Consider the following 15846-nt stretch of genomic DNA (forward strand, 5'->3'; position numbering starts at 1 on the left):
TTAATTCTTTTTAAAAGGTAATCCTAATTCAGCCAATAATGACTTTGCTTCCTTGTCTGTTTGAGCAGTAGTAACAAATGTAATATCCATTCCTGAAATTTTGTTTACTTTGTCAATATCAATTTCTGGGAAAATGATTTGCTCTAAAACTCCAAGGTTGTAATTACCTCTTCCGTCGAAACCAGTAGCTTTGATACCACCAAAATCTCTAACGCGTGGTAAAGCAGAAGTAATAAGTCTATCTAAAAACTCATACATTCTTTCTCCACGTAAAGTAACTTTTGCTCCAATAGGCATCCCTTTTCTCAATTTAAAAGACGCAACGTCTTTCTTTGAAATTGTAGATACTGCTTTTTGTCCAGTGATCTTTGTCAACTCATCAACTGCATAGTCAATAAGTTTTTTATCAGATACAGCTGCACCAACTCCACGGCTCAAAACGATTTTTTCCAATTTTGGAACTTGCATTACGTTTGTATATCCGAATTCCTCTTTAAGAGCAGAGATTACTCTACTCTTATATTCTTCTTTTAGTCTAGGTGTATATGCCATTACTATAGTACTTGATTAGATTTTTTTGAAAATCTTACTTTCTTATCTCCTTCTACTCTAATACCAACTCTAGTTGTTTCCTTAGTTTTAGGATCAATTAGTGAAATGTTAGATATTTGTATAGAAGCTTCTTTCTTAACGATACCACCTTGAGGGTTTTTAGCACTTGGTTTTGTATGTTTCGAAACCATGTTTACACCTTCAACTATCGCTTTATTTGTCTCACGGTAAACACGTACAACTTTACCTTCAGCACCTTTATGGTCTCCAGCAATTACTCTTACGATGTCTCCTGATTTAATTTTTAGCTTTATCATCTTAAAACGAATTAAAGCACTTCTGGTGCTAATGATACAATTTTCATGAATTGTTTTTCACGAAGTTCTCTTGCTACCGGACCAAAAACACGAGTTCCTCTCATTTCCCCTGCAGCGTTCAAAAGAACACATGCATTGTCATCGAAACGGATATAAGAACCATCAGCTCTTCTCACTTCTTTTTTGGTACGTACAACCACTGCAGTTGAAACAGCTCCTTTTTTAACGTTACCGTTAGGAGTTGCATCTTTAATAGATACTACAATCTTGTCACCAACAGAGGCATACCTTCTTTTGGTACCTCCTAAAACACGGATAGTTAAAACTTCTTTTGCTCCCGTGTTATCTGCTACTTTTAGTCTTGATTCCTGTTGTACCATAATTATTTAGCTCTTTCTAAGATTTCAACTAATCTCCAACATTTTGATTTACTTAAAGGACGCGTTTCGCTAATTCTTACAGTATCTCCAATGTTACAGTCGTTTGTTTCGTCGTGTGCAACGTATTTCTTTGTTTTCAACACGAACTTACCGTATAATGGGTGTTTTACTTTTCTTACTTCAGCAATAACAATAGACTTATCCATTTTATTTGAAGTAACAACACCAATTCTTTCTTTTCTTAAATTTCTTTTTTCTTCCATCTTTCAGCAGAATACAATTATTGTAACTCTCTTTTAGTTAGCTCTGTAGCCAATCTTGCAACTGTTCTTCTTACACTTCTAATTTGAAGTGGGTTCTCAATTGGAGAAATAGCGTGGGCCATTTTTAGGTCAGCATATATCTTCTTAGTTTGACTAAGTTTTTCTTGCAACTCCGCTGCAGAAAGATCTTTTATTTCTGATTGTTTCATAATATAATATAAATTATGCTTCGAAATCTCTAGCAACGACGAATTTAGTTTTTACTGGTAGTTTTTGAGCTGCAAGACGTAACGCCTCTTTTGCAACTGACAAAGGAACTCCACCAACTTCAAACATAATTCTTCCGGGTTTAACAACGGCAGCCCAATATTCAACGGCACCTTTACCTTTACCCATACGTACCTCAAGAGGCTTCTTAGTAATTGGTTTGTCTGGAAATATTTTGATCCATAATTGTCCCTCTCTCTTCATGAAACGAGTTGCAGCAATACGCGCAGCTTCGATTTGACGAGACGTTAAGAACATTCCATCTTCATGTACAGATTTAATACCAAACATTCCATTAGAAAGTTCATGCCCTCTTTGAGAGTTACCTTTCATTTTACCTTTTTGTACCTTACGGTATTTTGTTCTTTTAGGCTGTAACATTTTTCTTTAGTTTAAAAATTTACTTTCTTTTACGAGCGTCTGGTTTAGCACCTTTATTAAAGTTAGATTTACCTCTAGGGGCATCTCCACCTTTACCACCACCAGTTCCAGATTGTTTTTTATCCATTCCTGCAAGCGGAGAAAGATCTCTCTTTCCATAAACTTCACCTTTCATGATCCATACTTTGATCCCCATTCTACCATAAGTAGTATGAGCTTCAGCCAAAGCATAATCAATATCAGCTCTGAAAGTTGATAGAGGAATTCTACCTTCTTTGAAACCCTCTGAACGAGCCATCTCTGCACCATTCAAACGACCAGAAATCAAAACTTTGATACCTTCAGCGTTCATACGCATAGAAGCAGCAATAGCCATTTTGATTGCACGTCTGTAAGAAATACGGCTTTCGATTTGACGACAGATGCTTGTAGCAACTAGATACGCGTCAAGTTCAGGTCTTTTAATTTCAAAGATGTTGATTTGAACCTCTTTGTCAGTAACTTTCTTAAGTTCTTCTTTTAACTTGTCTACCTCTTGTCCACCTTTTCCGATAATAATACCAGGTCTAGCAGTAGTGATAGTAACGGTTACAAGTTTCAAAGTTCTCTCGATGATTACTTTTGATACACTAGCTTTTGATAAACGAGCGTGGATGTACTTTCTGATTTTGTGATCTTCGGCAAGTTTATCACCGTAATCATTTCCACCATACCAGTTTGAGTCCCACCCTCTGATGATACCAAGTCTATTTCCAATTGGATTTGTCTTTTGTCCCATGCTGCTTAAGAATTGCTTTGTGTGTTATTGATAGCTCCCAACACGATTGTTACGTGATTTGAACGTTTTCTGATTCTGTGTGCGCGACCTTGAGGAGCTGGACGAAGTCTTTTCAACATCATTCCACCATCAACTCTAATCTCTTTAACAAATAATCCAGCCTCTTCTAAATTACCTTCACTATTTTTTTGCTCCCAGTTGTTGATTGCAGATAATAATAGTTTTTCTAGTTTTCTTGAAGCTTCTTTCGAACTGAATCTTAAGATGTTAAGTGCTCTTTCTACCTTCTGACCTCTTACCAAGTCCGCTACTAAGCGCATTTTTCTAGGTGAAGTAGGGCAGTTATTCAATTTTGCGAAAGCAATAGACTTATTAGCCTCTTTTCTCGCATCTGCTGTTTCTCTTTTACGAACTCCCATTGCTTCTTATTTTTTACCTTTATTTTTTGCTCCAGCATGACCTCTAAAAGATCTAGTTGGTGAAAACTCTCCTAATTTGTGACCTACCATGTTTTCAGTTACGTAAACTGGTACAAATTGACGACCGTTATGAACTGCGATAGTCTGTCCAACAAAGTCTGGAGTAATCATAGAAGCTCTAGACCAAGTCTTTACCACTCCTTTGTTTCCATTTTCAATGTTTTCTTGAACTTTCTTGTCTAACTTATAATGAACGAAAGGTCCTTTTTTTAATGAACGTGCCATATCTTATTATTTCTTTCTACGTTCTACGATATACTTGTTACTCGGGTTTTTCTTAGAACGAGTTCTATAACCTTTTGCTGGTATTCCATTTCTTGAACGTGGATGTCCACCAGAAGAACGTCCTTCTCCACCACCCATTGGGTGATCAACAGGGTTCATTGCAACAGGTCTTGTTCTAGGTCTTCTTCCTAACCATCTTGTTCTACCTGCTTTACCAGATACAACTAATTGGTGGTCTGAATTAGAAACAGCTCCAATAGTAGCCGAACAAGTTAACAAGATCAATCTTGTTTCACCAGATGGCATTTTGATTGTAGCATATTTTCCATCTCTTGCCATTAATTGAGCAAATGTACCAGCTGAACGAGCGATTACCGCCCCTTGACCTGGACGTAACTCAATACAAGAGATTACAGTTCCCAAAGGAATTTTACTTAAAGGCATTGTATTACCAATTTCAGGTTGAGATTCTGGACCAGAAACTAATTTCTGACCAACTTTCAATCCGTTTTGAGCAATAACGTATGTTTTCTCTCCATCAGCGTAAGCTAATAAAGCGATAAATGCAGTACGATTTGGATCATATTCAATTGATTTCACAGTAGCCGGAATTCCGTCTTTAGTTCTTTTGAAATCAATGATACGATATCTCTGCTTGTGACCACCACCCGTATAACGCATGGTCATCTTTCCTTGACTATTTCTACCTCCAGAGTTTTTTATCGGCGCTATCAAAGAGCGTTCCGGCTTATCAGTTGTAATGGCGTCATAACCATTCACAACTCTAAATCGCTGACCTGGGGTAATAGGTTTTAATTTTCTTACTGACATTTTTCTATCTTAGATATTGTTGTAAAAATCAATTGTTTCTCCTTCTTGTACTTGAACAATCGCTTTCTTAATTGCATTTGTCTTTCCACTGATCAAACCACTTTTAGTGTATTTTGTAGTTCTATCCGGTCTTACGTTCATCGTGTTAACTGACAAAATAGTTACTCCGTAAGCAGCTTCAATAGCTTTCTTAATTTGTACTTTGTTTGCTTTTTTGTCAACAACGAATCCGAAGCGGTTTAAAACTTCACTTTCTTTGGTTACTTTTTCTGTTACTATAGGTCTAATTATGATACTCATATTCCTATTATTTGCTTAAATTTTCTTCAATTACCTCTAAAGAACCTTCCAAAAGCACTAAACTATTAGTGTTTAAGATATTGTAAGTGCTTAATTCTGAGCTACTTATAACACTTGAAGCCTTTAAATTGCGTGAGGACAAATATACATTTTTATTCGACTCTCCTACCACAAATAGAGATTTTTTATTTTCTAACCCTAAAGCTTTCAAAACGTTAATGAAATTTTTAGTGTTTGGAGTTTCAAAATTAAAGTCCTCAAGAACGATAATATTTGACTCTTTAGCTTTGATAGAGAAAGCTGATTTTCTCGCCAATCTTTTCAAGCTTTTATTCAATTTGAATGAATAACTTCTTGGTCTTGGTCCAAAAATTGTTCCACCACCTTTAAACAATGGATTCTTGATACTTCCCGCACGAGCTGTACCAGTTCCTTTTTGTTTTTTAATCTTACGTGTACTTCCTGTCACTTCAGCTCTTTCTTTAGCTTTGTGAGTACCTTGTCTTTGATTAGCTAAATATTGCTTAACATCAAGGTATACAGCGTGATTATTTGGTTCAATTGCGAATACTGAATCAGAAAGTTGAACTTTTCTTCCAGTATCTTTTCCGTTGAAATCTAATACTTTTACTTCCATTACTTCTGAATGATTACATAAGAGTTTTTATGTCCAGGAACACATCCTTTAATAACAAGTAGGTTCTTTTCAGCCACTACTTTTAAAACTCTAAGGTTTTGAACTTTTACATTGTCTCCTCCCATTCTTCCAGCCATACGCATTCCTTTGAATACTCTAGATGGATAAGAAGAAGCTCCTACAGAACCTGGCGCTCTTAAACGGTTGTGTTGACCGTGAGTTGCCTGTCCAACACCACCAAATCCGTGACGTTTAACAACCCCTTGAAAACCTTTACCTTTAGATACACCTTGTACATCTACAAATTCCCCTTCAGCAAAAATAGAAACATCAATAAGATCTCCTAATTTTTGTTCAGTTGCAAAATCTTGAAATTCAACGACTTTTTTCTTAGCTACAGTTCCAGCTTTCTTAAAGTGACCTACAGCCGCTTTAGTGGAATGTTTCTCGTTCTTGTCATCGAAACCAAGTTGCAACGCTTCGTACCCGTCAACACCTTTGGTTCTGACTTGGGTAACAACGCATGGACCAGCTTCGATTACTGTACAAGGAATGTTTTTCCCGTTTTCGTCGAAAATACTAGTCATGCCGATTTTTCTACCAATTAACCCAGACATAAATATTAATTATTAATTACTAAAATTCCCTTCAATTTGAAAATAACAGAAATTTCCAAACAGGGAGTGCAAAAGTAGACATTAATATTCAATTTACCAAACCCTTAGAAAAATTAAATCGCTCATTATCACAATTCAAGCCTCAAAAACCTAAAATCAGCTTTAATTTTATACAAAAAAAATAATTTCCAATCACCAATTTTACATTTAAATTTTCTTTACTTTTTCATAATTTATCCCTGCTAAAAGAGCGGCAACAGCCTAAATGAAAGACATTTCACTATAAACAACACCACATTTCCAAAAAACAAAAACAACAAAAACACAGGTCGATATCAACGCAAAAAAGCGAGACATTACTGTCTCGCTTTTTTTTATAATATAGTATAAAAAAATTATACTTTTATCTCTACTTCAACACCACTTGGCAATTCAAGTTTCATTAAAGCATCAATAGTTTTAGATGAAGATGAATAAATATCAATCAATCTCTTGTATGACATTACTTCAAATTGCTCTCTCGCTTTTTTGTTAACGTGCGGAGAACGTAGTACAGTGAAAAGTTTTTTGTGAGTTGGTAACGGAATTGGACCTGTTACAACTGCTCCAGTAGTTTTTACTGTTTTTACGATCTTTTCAGCAGATTTATCCACCAACATGTGATCGTAAGATTTTAGTTTTATTCTGATTTTTTGACTCATTTTCTTAAGAATTAAGCGTTACCTTTTGCTTTTTTAATTACAGCTTCTGAAATATTAGAAGGTGTTTCTGCATAGTGAGAAAACTCCATTGTTGAAGTAGCTCTACCAGAAGATAATGTTCTTAATGTTGTTACATATCCAAACATCTCTGACAAAGGCACATCAGCCTTGATCGTTTTAGCTCCATTTCTGTCACCCATGTCATTAACCTGACCTCTACGACGGTTGATATCACCTACGATATCTCCCATGTTTTCTTCAGGAGTAATAACTTCCATTTTCATGATAGGCTCAAGAATTACTGCTCCAGCAGCTTTAGCTACTTCTCTATACCCCATTCTAGCAGCTAACTCAAAAGAAAGTGCATCTGAATCGACAGGGTGGAAAGATCCGTCAGTTAAAGTTACTTTCAAACTATCCACTTGGTATCCTGCTAAAGGACCAGTTTTCATAGCTTCACGGAAACCTTTTTCTACAGATGGAATATATTCCTTAGGAACGTTACCACCTTTAACTGCATTAACAAACTGTAATCCTACAGGAACTTTACCGTCAACTTCGTCAGCTGGCTCAAGTGTAAATACGATATCACCGAATTTACCACGACCTCCTGATTGTTTCTTGTAAGTCTCTCTGTGTGTAGCAGTTCTTGTAAACGCTTCTTTATATTCAACTTGAGGCTCCCCTTGGTTCACTTCAACTTTAAATTCACGTTTCATACGATCTACTAAGATATCTAAGTGAAGCTCACCCATACCAGAGATAATAGTTTGCCCTGAAGCCTCATCTGTTCTAACAGTAAACGTTGGATCCTCTTCTGCTAATTTAGCTAAAGCCATACCCATTTTATCTACGTCAGCCTTAGTTTTAGGCTCAATTGCAATACCAATTACCGGTGCAGGGAATTTCATTGACTCAAGAATAATTGGGTGTTTTTCATCACACATTGTATCTCCAGTCTTGATATCTTTAAATCCAACTGCCGCTCCAATATCCCCAGCTTCGATATAATCAATAGGATTTTGTTTATTAGCGTGCATTTGGTAGATACGAGAAATTCTTTCTTTGTTTCCAGAACGCGTGTTCAAAATATATGAACCTGCATCCAAACGACCTGAATAAGCACGGAAGAAAGCTAAACGACCTACGAATGGGTCAGTAGCAATTTTAAATGCTAAAGCAGCGAATGGCTCTTTTACGTCTGGACGACGAAGAATTTTTGTTTGATCTTCTTCTAACAATTCAACATCGTCAGGATGAATCCCTTCGATACCTTCTTTGTCCATTGGAGATGGTAAATACTTACAAACAGCATCTAACATAAATTGAACTCCTTTGTTTTTGAAAGAAGAACCAGCAAGCATAGGAATGATTGCCATGTCGATGGTAGCCGCTCTTAAAGCATTGTTGATTTCGTCCTCTGTAATAGAGTTCTCATCTTCCATGAATTTCTCTAAAAGATTCTCATCGTAATCAGCAACTGCTTCAATAAGGATAGATCTGTATTCTTTTACCTCTGCAAGCATATCCTCAGGGATAGGCACAATATCAAAAGTAGCTCCTAAAGTTTCATCATGCCATATAATAGCTTGATTTCTAACTAAATCAACCACACCCTTGAAATCATTCTCTTCACCAATTGGCAAAGTGATCGCAACTGCATTAGATTTTAACATATCTCTAACTTGTTGACATACGTTCAAAAAGTTAGATCCTTGTCTGTCCATTTTATTAACGAATCCCATACGTGGAACTCTGTATTGATCAGCAAGTCTCCAGTTAGTTTCTGACTGAGGCTCAACACCATCAACAGCACTAAACAAGAAAACTAAACCATCAAGTACACGTAATGAACGGTTTACCTCTACGGTAAAGTCAACGTGTCCAGGAGTATCAATAATATTAAAGTGGTAAGGAATTGTTTCAGGTAAAACTTTTCCTTGTTGAGTTGGAAAATTCCACTCACAAGTAGTCGCTGCTGAAGTAATTGTAATACCTCTTTCTGCTTCCTGCTCCATCCAGTCCATTGTAGAAGCACCATTGTGTACTTCTCCAATTTTGTGTGTTTTACCAGTATAAAAAAGGATACGCTCAGTTGTTGTTGTTTTACCAGCATCAATGTGAGCAGCAATTCCAATATTTCTTGTATATTTTAAATCTCTAGCCATTTCTTATGAATTAAAATCTAAAGTGAGAGAATGCTTTGTTTGCTTCAGCCATTTTATGAGTATCCATTCTCTTTTTAACAGCAGCTCCTTCTTCTTTAGCCGCAGCTAAACATTCTGAAGCTAACCTTTGAGCCATAGACTTTTCATTTCTTCTTCTAGAATAAAGTATTAACCACTTCATTGCCATAGAAATCTTACGGTCTGGTCTAATTTGCATTGGAATTTGGAATGTAGCTCCACCAACTCTACGACTACGTACTTCTACGTGAGGCATAACGTTTGTTAAAGCATCTTTCCAGATCTCTAATGATGATTTTTCTGCATCTTGCTTTTTAGACTCAATGATGTCAATTGCATCATAAAATACTTTGAAAGCTGTAGATTTTTTACCGTCCCACATTAAGTTGTTCACAAAACGTGTTACCAGTTGGTCGTTAAACCTCGGATCTGGTAAAAGTGGTCTTTTCTTTGCCGCTCTTTTTCTCATGTCTTTTTCTTAAAAGTTTAAATTACTTTTTTGCTTCTTTTGGGCGTTTAGCACCGTACTTAGATCTTCTTTGCGTTCTTCCTGCAACTCCTGACGTGTCAAGCGCTCCACGAACGATATGATATCTAACACCTGGTAAATCTTTTACCCTTCCGCCTCTAACTAATACTATCGAGTGCTCTTGTAAATTGTGTCCTTCTCCAGGGATGTAAGCATTTACCTCATTACCATTTGTCAAACGTACACGCGCAACTTTACGCATTGCAGAGTTTGGTTTTTTTGGTGTAGTAGTGTAAACACGCGTACAAACCCCTCTTCTTTGAGGACAAGAATCTAAAGCAACCGATTTACTCTTCTTAGTTATCTGAGTTCTTCCTGTTCTTACTAATTGTTGAATTGTTGGCATAATTAATACTAAAAATTTATTATGTATATTAAATTCCCGCTTTTTACGGGGTTGCAAATGTATAAAATATTTTTCACTATCCAAACCATAATCCATTAATTTTCAACATCCTTATTTAACCTTAACACTAAAGTCACAAACCACACGCCCTCACCTACCATTTGCAGAACCCACAACAGATCAACCGCTTACCCTAAAAAAAGCCACCTCACCTACTTTTACCCACAAAACTCAAACAACTTCACTTAAAACTTTTACTCAAAAATAAACCTTGCCAACTTGAACAAACTAAAAGCATTTATTTTTTTCACCTCTCTTAAAAGCCCCACCCTAAACCATTGTCCTCTCAAAAAACCAAAGACCTATATATAGGTACAAATCCCATTGCATTAAACACACCTCCAATTCAAAAAAACACCATTTCATAGCCCGCAGCAAAAACCCAACAACAAACACCTTCCAATACTACTTCAAAACACCTTCCACTGTCTGATCCTTTTTTTTTGATCATCACAAAGAACAGCTTCCTCCCCTAATAATACTTTTAACCCCCAAACAAAAAACACCCCAAACAAATCACCCAAGCCCTAGCTCAACCTTTTTATCCCCAACCCTACAATCACCACTATATACGCACCCCCACTCCAACATCAATCACTCTTCAAACCAAACCTACTACAAATCCACAATCCAAAATACCTACTTCATCCCGATTTCTCAACAGCATCACCCCTACAAAACCGCACTACTTAACAATTAAATAAGTAAGAATAGACTCACAATATCTAAAAATAACAACCAAATCCACCACGTCTTACGGAAGCACCAATAAAGCCTAAATAAATTTTCATAACAGTATTAATTAAATATGTTATAATGTTAAATTTTCAATTCAAATCAAAAATTATTAACAGAATATTAGGATTGTTAACAAATAATTATGAATATTGTATTACTAATTCAAAATATTTGACAATATGAAACCAAAGTTCAACAGATTCTTAGTGCTTCTATTAGCATTAATCACGCAACTAACCTTTGCGCAAGAAAGAGCTGTTTCAGGTACTGTTACCGATGACGCAGGTATGCCTCTACCAGGCGTCAGTGTACTAGTCAAAGGAACAAAAGCTGGAACACAAACCGATTTTGATGGTAAATACACCATCAAAGCCACACCTACTCAAGTTTTAGTTTTTAGTTACATCGGAATGAGAACTAAAGAAATGACCGCAAGCTCCTCTCCATTAAATGTGAAGTTACTTGGAGACGCCATGCAACTAGAAGGCGTTGTTGTTACCGCCTTAGGATTATCAAGAGAAAAAAAATCACTTGGTTATGCCACCCAAGAAGTTAAAGGAGAAAGCCTATCAGCAGTGAAAAGCGACAACTTTGTCAACGCTATCTCGGGTAAAGTTTCTGGAGTACAAGTAAAGAGAACAACCAATTTTGGAGGTTCTACCAACATTGTAATTCGTGGAAACGCCTCCTTAACAGGAAACAATCAAGCTTTATTTGTAATAGACGGGGTACCTGTCAGCAATAACAACTCCAACTCTAGAGACCAAGAACAATCTGGAGCAGGTTACGATTATGGAAGCGCAGCATCCGATATCAACCCTGAAGACATCGAATCGATCAACGTACTTAAAGGATCTGCAGCAAGTGCCCTTTATGGATCGAGAGCCGCCAATGGAGTTGTGGTTATCACCACAAAAAAAGGAAACAAAAAAGGAAAAGGATACTCCGTTACCATCAATACTGGTGTAAGTGTTGGTTCTGTTGATAAAACCACTTTTATCAAATACCAAAAACAATACGGAGCAGGTTATGGACCTTACTATGGTCCAGGCGAAGATTCTTATCTAGATCATAAAGACATTGATGGAGACGGAATACTAGACAATGTAACCCCATTAACAGAAGACGCCTCTTACGGACAAGCATTCGACCCGAACTTATTAGTTTACCAATGGGATGCCTTCTATCCAGAATCTCCAAACTATATGAAAGCCACACCTTGGGTTGCTGGAAAAAACGGTCCTCTAACTTTTTTCCAAAAACCAATAGCGCTAACCAATTCGATTTCTATCGACAAAGGTTTAGAAAATGGTTATTTAAGATTAGGCTTCAACAATCTTGATCAGAAAGGTCTTCTTCCTAACAGTACCTTAAAAAGAAACACCCTTACCCTAGCTGCCTCCACATTGATCAATGATCGACTAACTGTAACTGGATATGGAAACTTTACCAAAACAAATACCATTGGTAGAAACAATACCGGATACAATGATAACATCGCAGGTAACTTTAGACAATGGTGGCAAACCAACGTTGATTTAAAAGGATTAAAACAAGCGTACGACCTAACCGGAAGAAACGTATCCTGGAATCCTAATTCCACCACCAATCCAACGCCTATCTTTTGGGACAACCCTTACTTTCAACGTTATGAAAACTATGAATCAGACACCCGAAACAGATTCATCGGTAACGCCTCTTTGAACTACAAAATCGCAAGTTGGTTAGATGCTTTCGGAAGAGTATCGGTAGATACCTATGATGAATTACAAGAAGAAAGAAGAGCTGTAGGTAGTGTACCTGGAAACTTTGGTATTGGAACTGGAGGAGGAGACGGAAGTACAAACCGAAATCCAGCTCCATCTGGATATTCTAGAAAAAATATCGGTTTTAGCGAATTCAATTACGACTTCATGTTAAATTACAACGTTGATATCACAGAGAAACTAAACCTTAAAGGAGTAGTGGGAACAAACATTAGAAGAAGCAACTTTACTTCAATATGGGCCGCAACCAATGGAGGATTAAGTATCGCCAAATTATATGCTTTACAAAATACCGCTAGCCCCTTATTAGCACCTATCGAAAGAGACGAAACCATTGGAGTAGACGGTATTTACGGAAGCGCTTCTTTCGGATACGATGATTTCCTATTCCTTGAGGGAACCATCAGAAGAGATCACTCCTCTACACTCCCATCAGCCAACAGTACGTATTACTACCCATCGGTATCTTCAAGTTTTGTATTTTCAAAATTTGTACAAGCAGACTGGTTGTCTTTTGGAAAACTTCGTTTGAATTATGCTGAAGTTGGAAACTCACCAGGATTTGATAGAATCTTAGACAGCTATGCCGTTAACACTGCATTTGGAGCAGCCTCTGCTTCGGTAAAAGACACTAAAAACAATCCTAACTTAAAACCAGAACGTACTAAAAGTTACGAAGCCGGTATCGAGCTTTCCTTCTTCAAAAAGAGATTAGGTCTTGATTTCTCTTATTACAAATCCAACTCCATTGACCAAATCATCCCATTGAGACTTACTTCTTCAACAGGATATTTATACGAACTAATCAATGCTGGAGAAATTGAAAACAAAGGTATCGAGGTTTCCTTAAATGGTTCCCCTATAAAAACAACCAACTTTTCTTGGGATGTTAATTTAAACTGGGCCAGAAACAGAAACAAAGTACTCAACCTATTGGACGGAATTGACAACTTACAATTGGGTTCATTCCAAGGAGGAGTTACCATAAACGCAGCCGTAGGACAACCATACGGTGTGATTTACGGAACACAATACACTTATTTAGACGGACAAAGAGTAGTAGATCCTGCCAATGGCCAATATATCAAAACTGATACATCGGACAATGCCATCGGAAATGCCAATCCAGAATGGACAGGTGGTCTAAACAACCGATTCACTTACAAAAATTTCTCTTTGGAATTCTTGATCGACATGCAAAAAGGGGGTCAAATATTCTCACTAGACCGTTACTACGGCTTAGCGACTGGTTTACCAGATGACACAGCCTTTACCAATGACCTAGGGAATCCTGTTAGAAACCCGATCACTTCAGGAAGCGACAGTGGTGGATTTATCAATCCAGGAGTAAACCCTGATGGATCACCAAATGTTACTCGCATCAACGCCAGTAGATTTGGAGCCCAAGGATACAGAAGAGGCTTACCGGATGAAGCTTTCGTTTACGACGCCAGTTACATCAAACTAAGACAAACAGCTATTTCTTATTCTTTACCTGAAAAAATACTAAAAGACACTTTCATAAATGGCATGACTTTCAGCATTATTGGAACCAACCTTTGGATTATACACAAAAACTTACCAGATGCAGATCCAGAATCAGGATTAGGAGCTGGTAACTTACAAGGCTACTCAACAGGATCTTTGCCATCTACTAGAGACATTAGCTGCAATATTAAAATCCAATTCTAAAACACGAAATCATGAAAAAAATATTCATACTACTCTTCACTGTAGCACTACTAGGGTCTTGCTCCGAAGATATAGAAAACTTGAACGTTAATATAAAAGACCCCTCTAATGTACCTGGAGAGGCTCTATTCACGAGCGCTCAAAAAAGTCTAGTGGATCAAATGATGAGCACTAACGTAAATGACAACATCTTCCGTTTGATTAATCAATATTGGACAGAAACAGTCTACACGGACGAAAGTAACTATGACTTAGTTACCCGAACCATTCCGGAGCAACACTGGCAATATCTTTACAAAGATGTATTAAAAGATCTAGACCAAAGCGCCATTAACATCGCTAGCGCAACAGTTCCTGTAACAGAAAACCCGTTGGACAAACCAAACAAATTGGCGATTATAGAGATACTAAATGTATACACTTATGCCATACTTGTAGAAACTTTTGGGAATGTTCCGTATACAGAAGCATTAGACTTAAGTCACAAAACACCTAAATACGATGATGGACTAACGATATACAAAGATTTACTTAAAAGATTAAACCTAGCCATTGGCCAATTAAACCCAGCAGGTAAAAGTTTTGGTGACAATGATAGAATTTACAAGGGAGATGTAGCCAAATGGATTAAATTCGCTAATACGCTAAAACTAAGAATGGGAATCACTATTTCTGACATTTCATCAGAAAGCGCCTTAGCCCAAGCCACAGTTTCAAGCGCCGCACCCTTTGTGTTTACCTCCAACGCGGACAATGCATCTCTAATGTACCTAACAGCCACACCCAATACCAATCCGCTTTATGTAGACTTAGTTGCCAGTGGCCGTTCTGATTTTGTTCCAGCCAATACTTTGGTTGACGCCATGAACACCTTACAAGACCCGAGACGTGCAAAATATTTTGACAACAACATGGACAACCCTTTAACTCCGCAGGTGGAATACATCGGTGGAGAAAACGGTACTGCCAATTCCTTTGACAACACCACTCACATTACACCAACCATCCAAGCCCCAGACTTTCCAGGAACCATCCTAGATTATGCACAAACAGAATTTTTGTTAGCAGAAGCCGCTGAACGTTCTTTATTTGGTACTCCTGCAAATGCAGCTACCCATTATAACAATGCCATCACAGCCTCTATCTTGGACTGGGGCGGAACTACTGCCGAAGCCATCACTTATCTAGCTCAACCTGCAGTAGCTTATGCTACCGCTACTGGATCTTGGAAGCAAAAAATCGGTACTCAAAGCTGGATCGCCCTTTATAACAATTCATTTGAAGGCTATTCCTCTTACCGAAGATTAGATTTTCCAGTACTTGTAGCACCTGCTGATGCTGTATCCGGTATACCAGTACGTTACACGTATCCGATTATCGAACAGTCTCTAAACAAAGCAAGTTATACAGCAGCAAGTGCCGCTATTGGCGGTGACGCAGTAGAAACAAAGCTATTCTGGGATAAATTCTAAAGAATATCAATACAAATTAACAAAAAGCCACCCCTAAAAGGTGGCTTTTCAAATAGTTAGAAAAATTTAAAAAAATTGGCAAAATATTAACTATTCAATAATCAACTTCGACAAACAACAATTCAAATTACATTATTATTAACAATTAAACAAAAAGACAACTTATTTCCAAATTATTGATACTTTACAAAATAAACACAATTTAAGAAATAAAACACACTAGTTTAACAATAAACATAGGACATCACGTCCGAAAACTATAATTTAACACAAAAAAAAGCTTTAGTTATTAGGTATATTAACAAATTATTAAGATTTTTGTCTCACTA

At 37.1% G+C, this 15846-nt stretch carries 19 protein-coding genes; 2 read left to right on the forward strand and 17 right to left on the reverse strand.

Translation table 11 applies throughout. The features are described 5' to 3' along the window. From rplE to rpsL, 17 genes are all read right to left on the reverse strand, one after another. Positions 1–552: a 50S ribosomal protein L5 gene (rplE, locus tag AC51AA_RS11095; RefSeq protein ID WP_089049756.1), complete on the reverse strand. Its 552-nt coding sequence runs from the start codon at positions 550–552 to the stop codon at positions 1–3. Between the two features lie 2 nt (positions 553–554). Continuing rightward, positions 555–869: a 50S ribosomal protein L24 gene (gene rplX / locus AC51AA_RS11100; protein ID WP_500702298.1), complete on the reverse strand. Its 315-nt coding sequence runs from the start codon at positions 867–869 to the stop codon at positions 555–557. An 11-nt stretch (positions 870–880) separates the two neighbouring features. After that, entirely contained in the window at positions 881–1249 is a 369-nt protein-coding gene (rplN, locus tag AC51AA_RS11105) for a 50S ribosomal protein L14 (RefSeq protein ID WP_007803649.1), read from the reverse strand. A gap of 2 nt (positions 1250–1251) precedes the next feature. Then, on the reverse strand, positions 1252–1512 hold the full coding sequence (gene rpsQ, locus AC51AA_RS11110) for a 30S ribosomal protein S17 (RefSeq protein WP_129539790.1): 261 nt from the start codon (positions 1510–1512) through the stop codon (positions 1252–1254). A gap of 17 nt (positions 1513–1529) precedes the next feature. Further along, a complete protein-coding gene (rpmC, locus tag AC51AA_RS11115) occupies positions 1530–1721 on the reverse strand; it encodes a 50S ribosomal protein L29 (protein ID WP_007803639.1) in 192 nt (63 codons plus the stop codon). Between the two features lie 13 nt (positions 1722–1734). Continuing rightward, positions 1735–2160: a 50S ribosomal protein L16 gene (rplP, locus tag AC51AA_RS11120; protein WP_007803637.1), complete on the reverse strand. Its 426-nt coding sequence runs from the start codon at positions 2158–2160 to the stop codon at positions 1735–1737. Between the two features lie 19 nt (positions 2161–2179). Continuing rightward, a complete protein-coding gene (rpsC, locus tag AC51AA_RS11125) occupies positions 2180–2938 on the reverse strand; it encodes a 30S ribosomal protein S3 (protein ID WP_500702302.1) in 759 nt (252 codons plus the stop codon). A gap of 5 nt (positions 2939–2943) precedes the next feature. Beyond that, complete coding sequence (gene rplV / locus AC51AA_RS11130) at positions 2944–3357, reverse strand: 50S ribosomal protein L22 (RefSeq protein WP_007803631.1); 414 nt, start codon at positions 3355–3357, stop codon at positions 2944–2946. A 6-nt stretch (positions 3358–3363) separates the two neighbouring features. Then, positions 3364–3642 (reverse strand): 30S ribosomal protein S19, encoded by a 279-nt coding sequence (gene rpsS / locus AC51AA_RS11135; protein ID WP_007803626.1) that lies wholly within the window; start codon positions 3640–3642, stop codon positions 3364–3366. A 6-nt stretch (positions 3643–3648) separates the two neighbouring features. Then, positions 3649–4473 (reverse strand): 50S ribosomal protein L2, encoded by an 825-nt coding sequence (gene rplB, locus AC51AA_RS11140; protein WP_500702305.1) that lies wholly within the window; start codon positions 4471–4473, stop codon positions 3649–3651. 9 nt (positions 4474–4482) lie between these two features. Then, on the reverse strand, positions 4483–4773 hold the full coding sequence (gene rplW / locus AC51AA_RS11145) for a 50S ribosomal protein L23 (protein WP_500702308.1): 291 nt from the start codon (positions 4771–4773) through the stop codon (positions 4483–4485). 7 nt (positions 4774–4780) lie between these two features. Then, positions 4781–5410, reverse strand: coding sequence for a 50S ribosomal protein L4 (gene rplD / locus AC51AA_RS11150; protein ID WP_500702310.1), 630 nt, complete (start codon positions 5408–5410; stop codon positions 4781–4783). Continuing rightward, positions 5410–6027 carry a 50S ribosomal protein L3 gene (rplC, locus tag AC51AA_RS11155; RefSeq protein WP_500702313.1) on the reverse strand — a complete coding sequence of 206 codons (618 nt, stop codon included), beginning with the start codon at positions 6025–6027 and terminating at the stop codon, positions 5410–5412. Before rplC ends, rplD begins: the two co-directional genes overlap by 1 nt. Before the next feature lie 395 nt (positions 6028–6422). Beyond that, entirely contained in the window at positions 6423–6728 is a 306-nt protein-coding gene (gene rpsJ / locus AC51AA_RS11160) for a 30S ribosomal protein S10 (RefSeq protein WP_007803605.1), read from the reverse strand. An 11-nt stretch (positions 6729–6739) separates the two neighbouring features. After that, positions 6740–8896 carry an elongation factor G gene (gene fusA / locus AC51AA_RS11165; protein ID WP_500702315.1) on the reverse strand — a complete coding sequence of 719 codons (2157 nt, stop codon included), beginning with the start codon at positions 8894–8896 and terminating at the stop codon, positions 6740–6742. Between the two features lie 10 nt (positions 8897–8906). Further along, positions 8907–9383, reverse strand: a complete 477-nt coding sequence (gene rpsG / locus AC51AA_RS11170) for a 30S ribosomal protein S7 (protein WP_166138146.1) — start codon at positions 9381–9383, stop codon at positions 8907–8909. A gap of 22 nt (positions 9384–9405) precedes the next feature. Then, complete coding sequence (gene rpsL / locus AC51AA_RS11175; protein ID WP_007136570.1) at positions 9406–9789, reverse strand: 30S ribosomal protein S12; 384 nt, start codon at positions 9787–9789, stop codon at positions 9406–9408. A 977-nt stretch (positions 9790–10766) separates the two neighbouring features. Between rpsL and AC51AA_RS11180 the strand changes: the two genes are divergently transcribed. Both AC51AA_RS11180 and AC51AA_RS11185 read left to right on the forward strand, forming a co-directional pair. Continuing rightward, positions 10767–14045, forward strand: coding sequence for a SusC/RagA family TonB-linked outer membrane protein (locus AC51AA_RS11180; RefSeq protein WP_500702321.1), 3279 nt, complete (start codon positions 10767–10769; stop codon positions 14043–14045). A gap of 11 nt (positions 14046–14056) precedes the next feature. Continuing rightward, entirely contained in the window at positions 14057–15517 is a 1461-nt protein-coding gene (locus AC51AA_RS11185; RefSeq protein ID WP_500702322.1) for a SusD/RagB family nutrient-binding outer membrane lipoprotein, read from the forward strand. The last annotated feature ends 329 nt before the right edge of the window (positions 15518–15846 follow it).

It is taken from the genome of Flavobacterium sp. OHVDL-2026-0007, assembly GCF_059882335.1.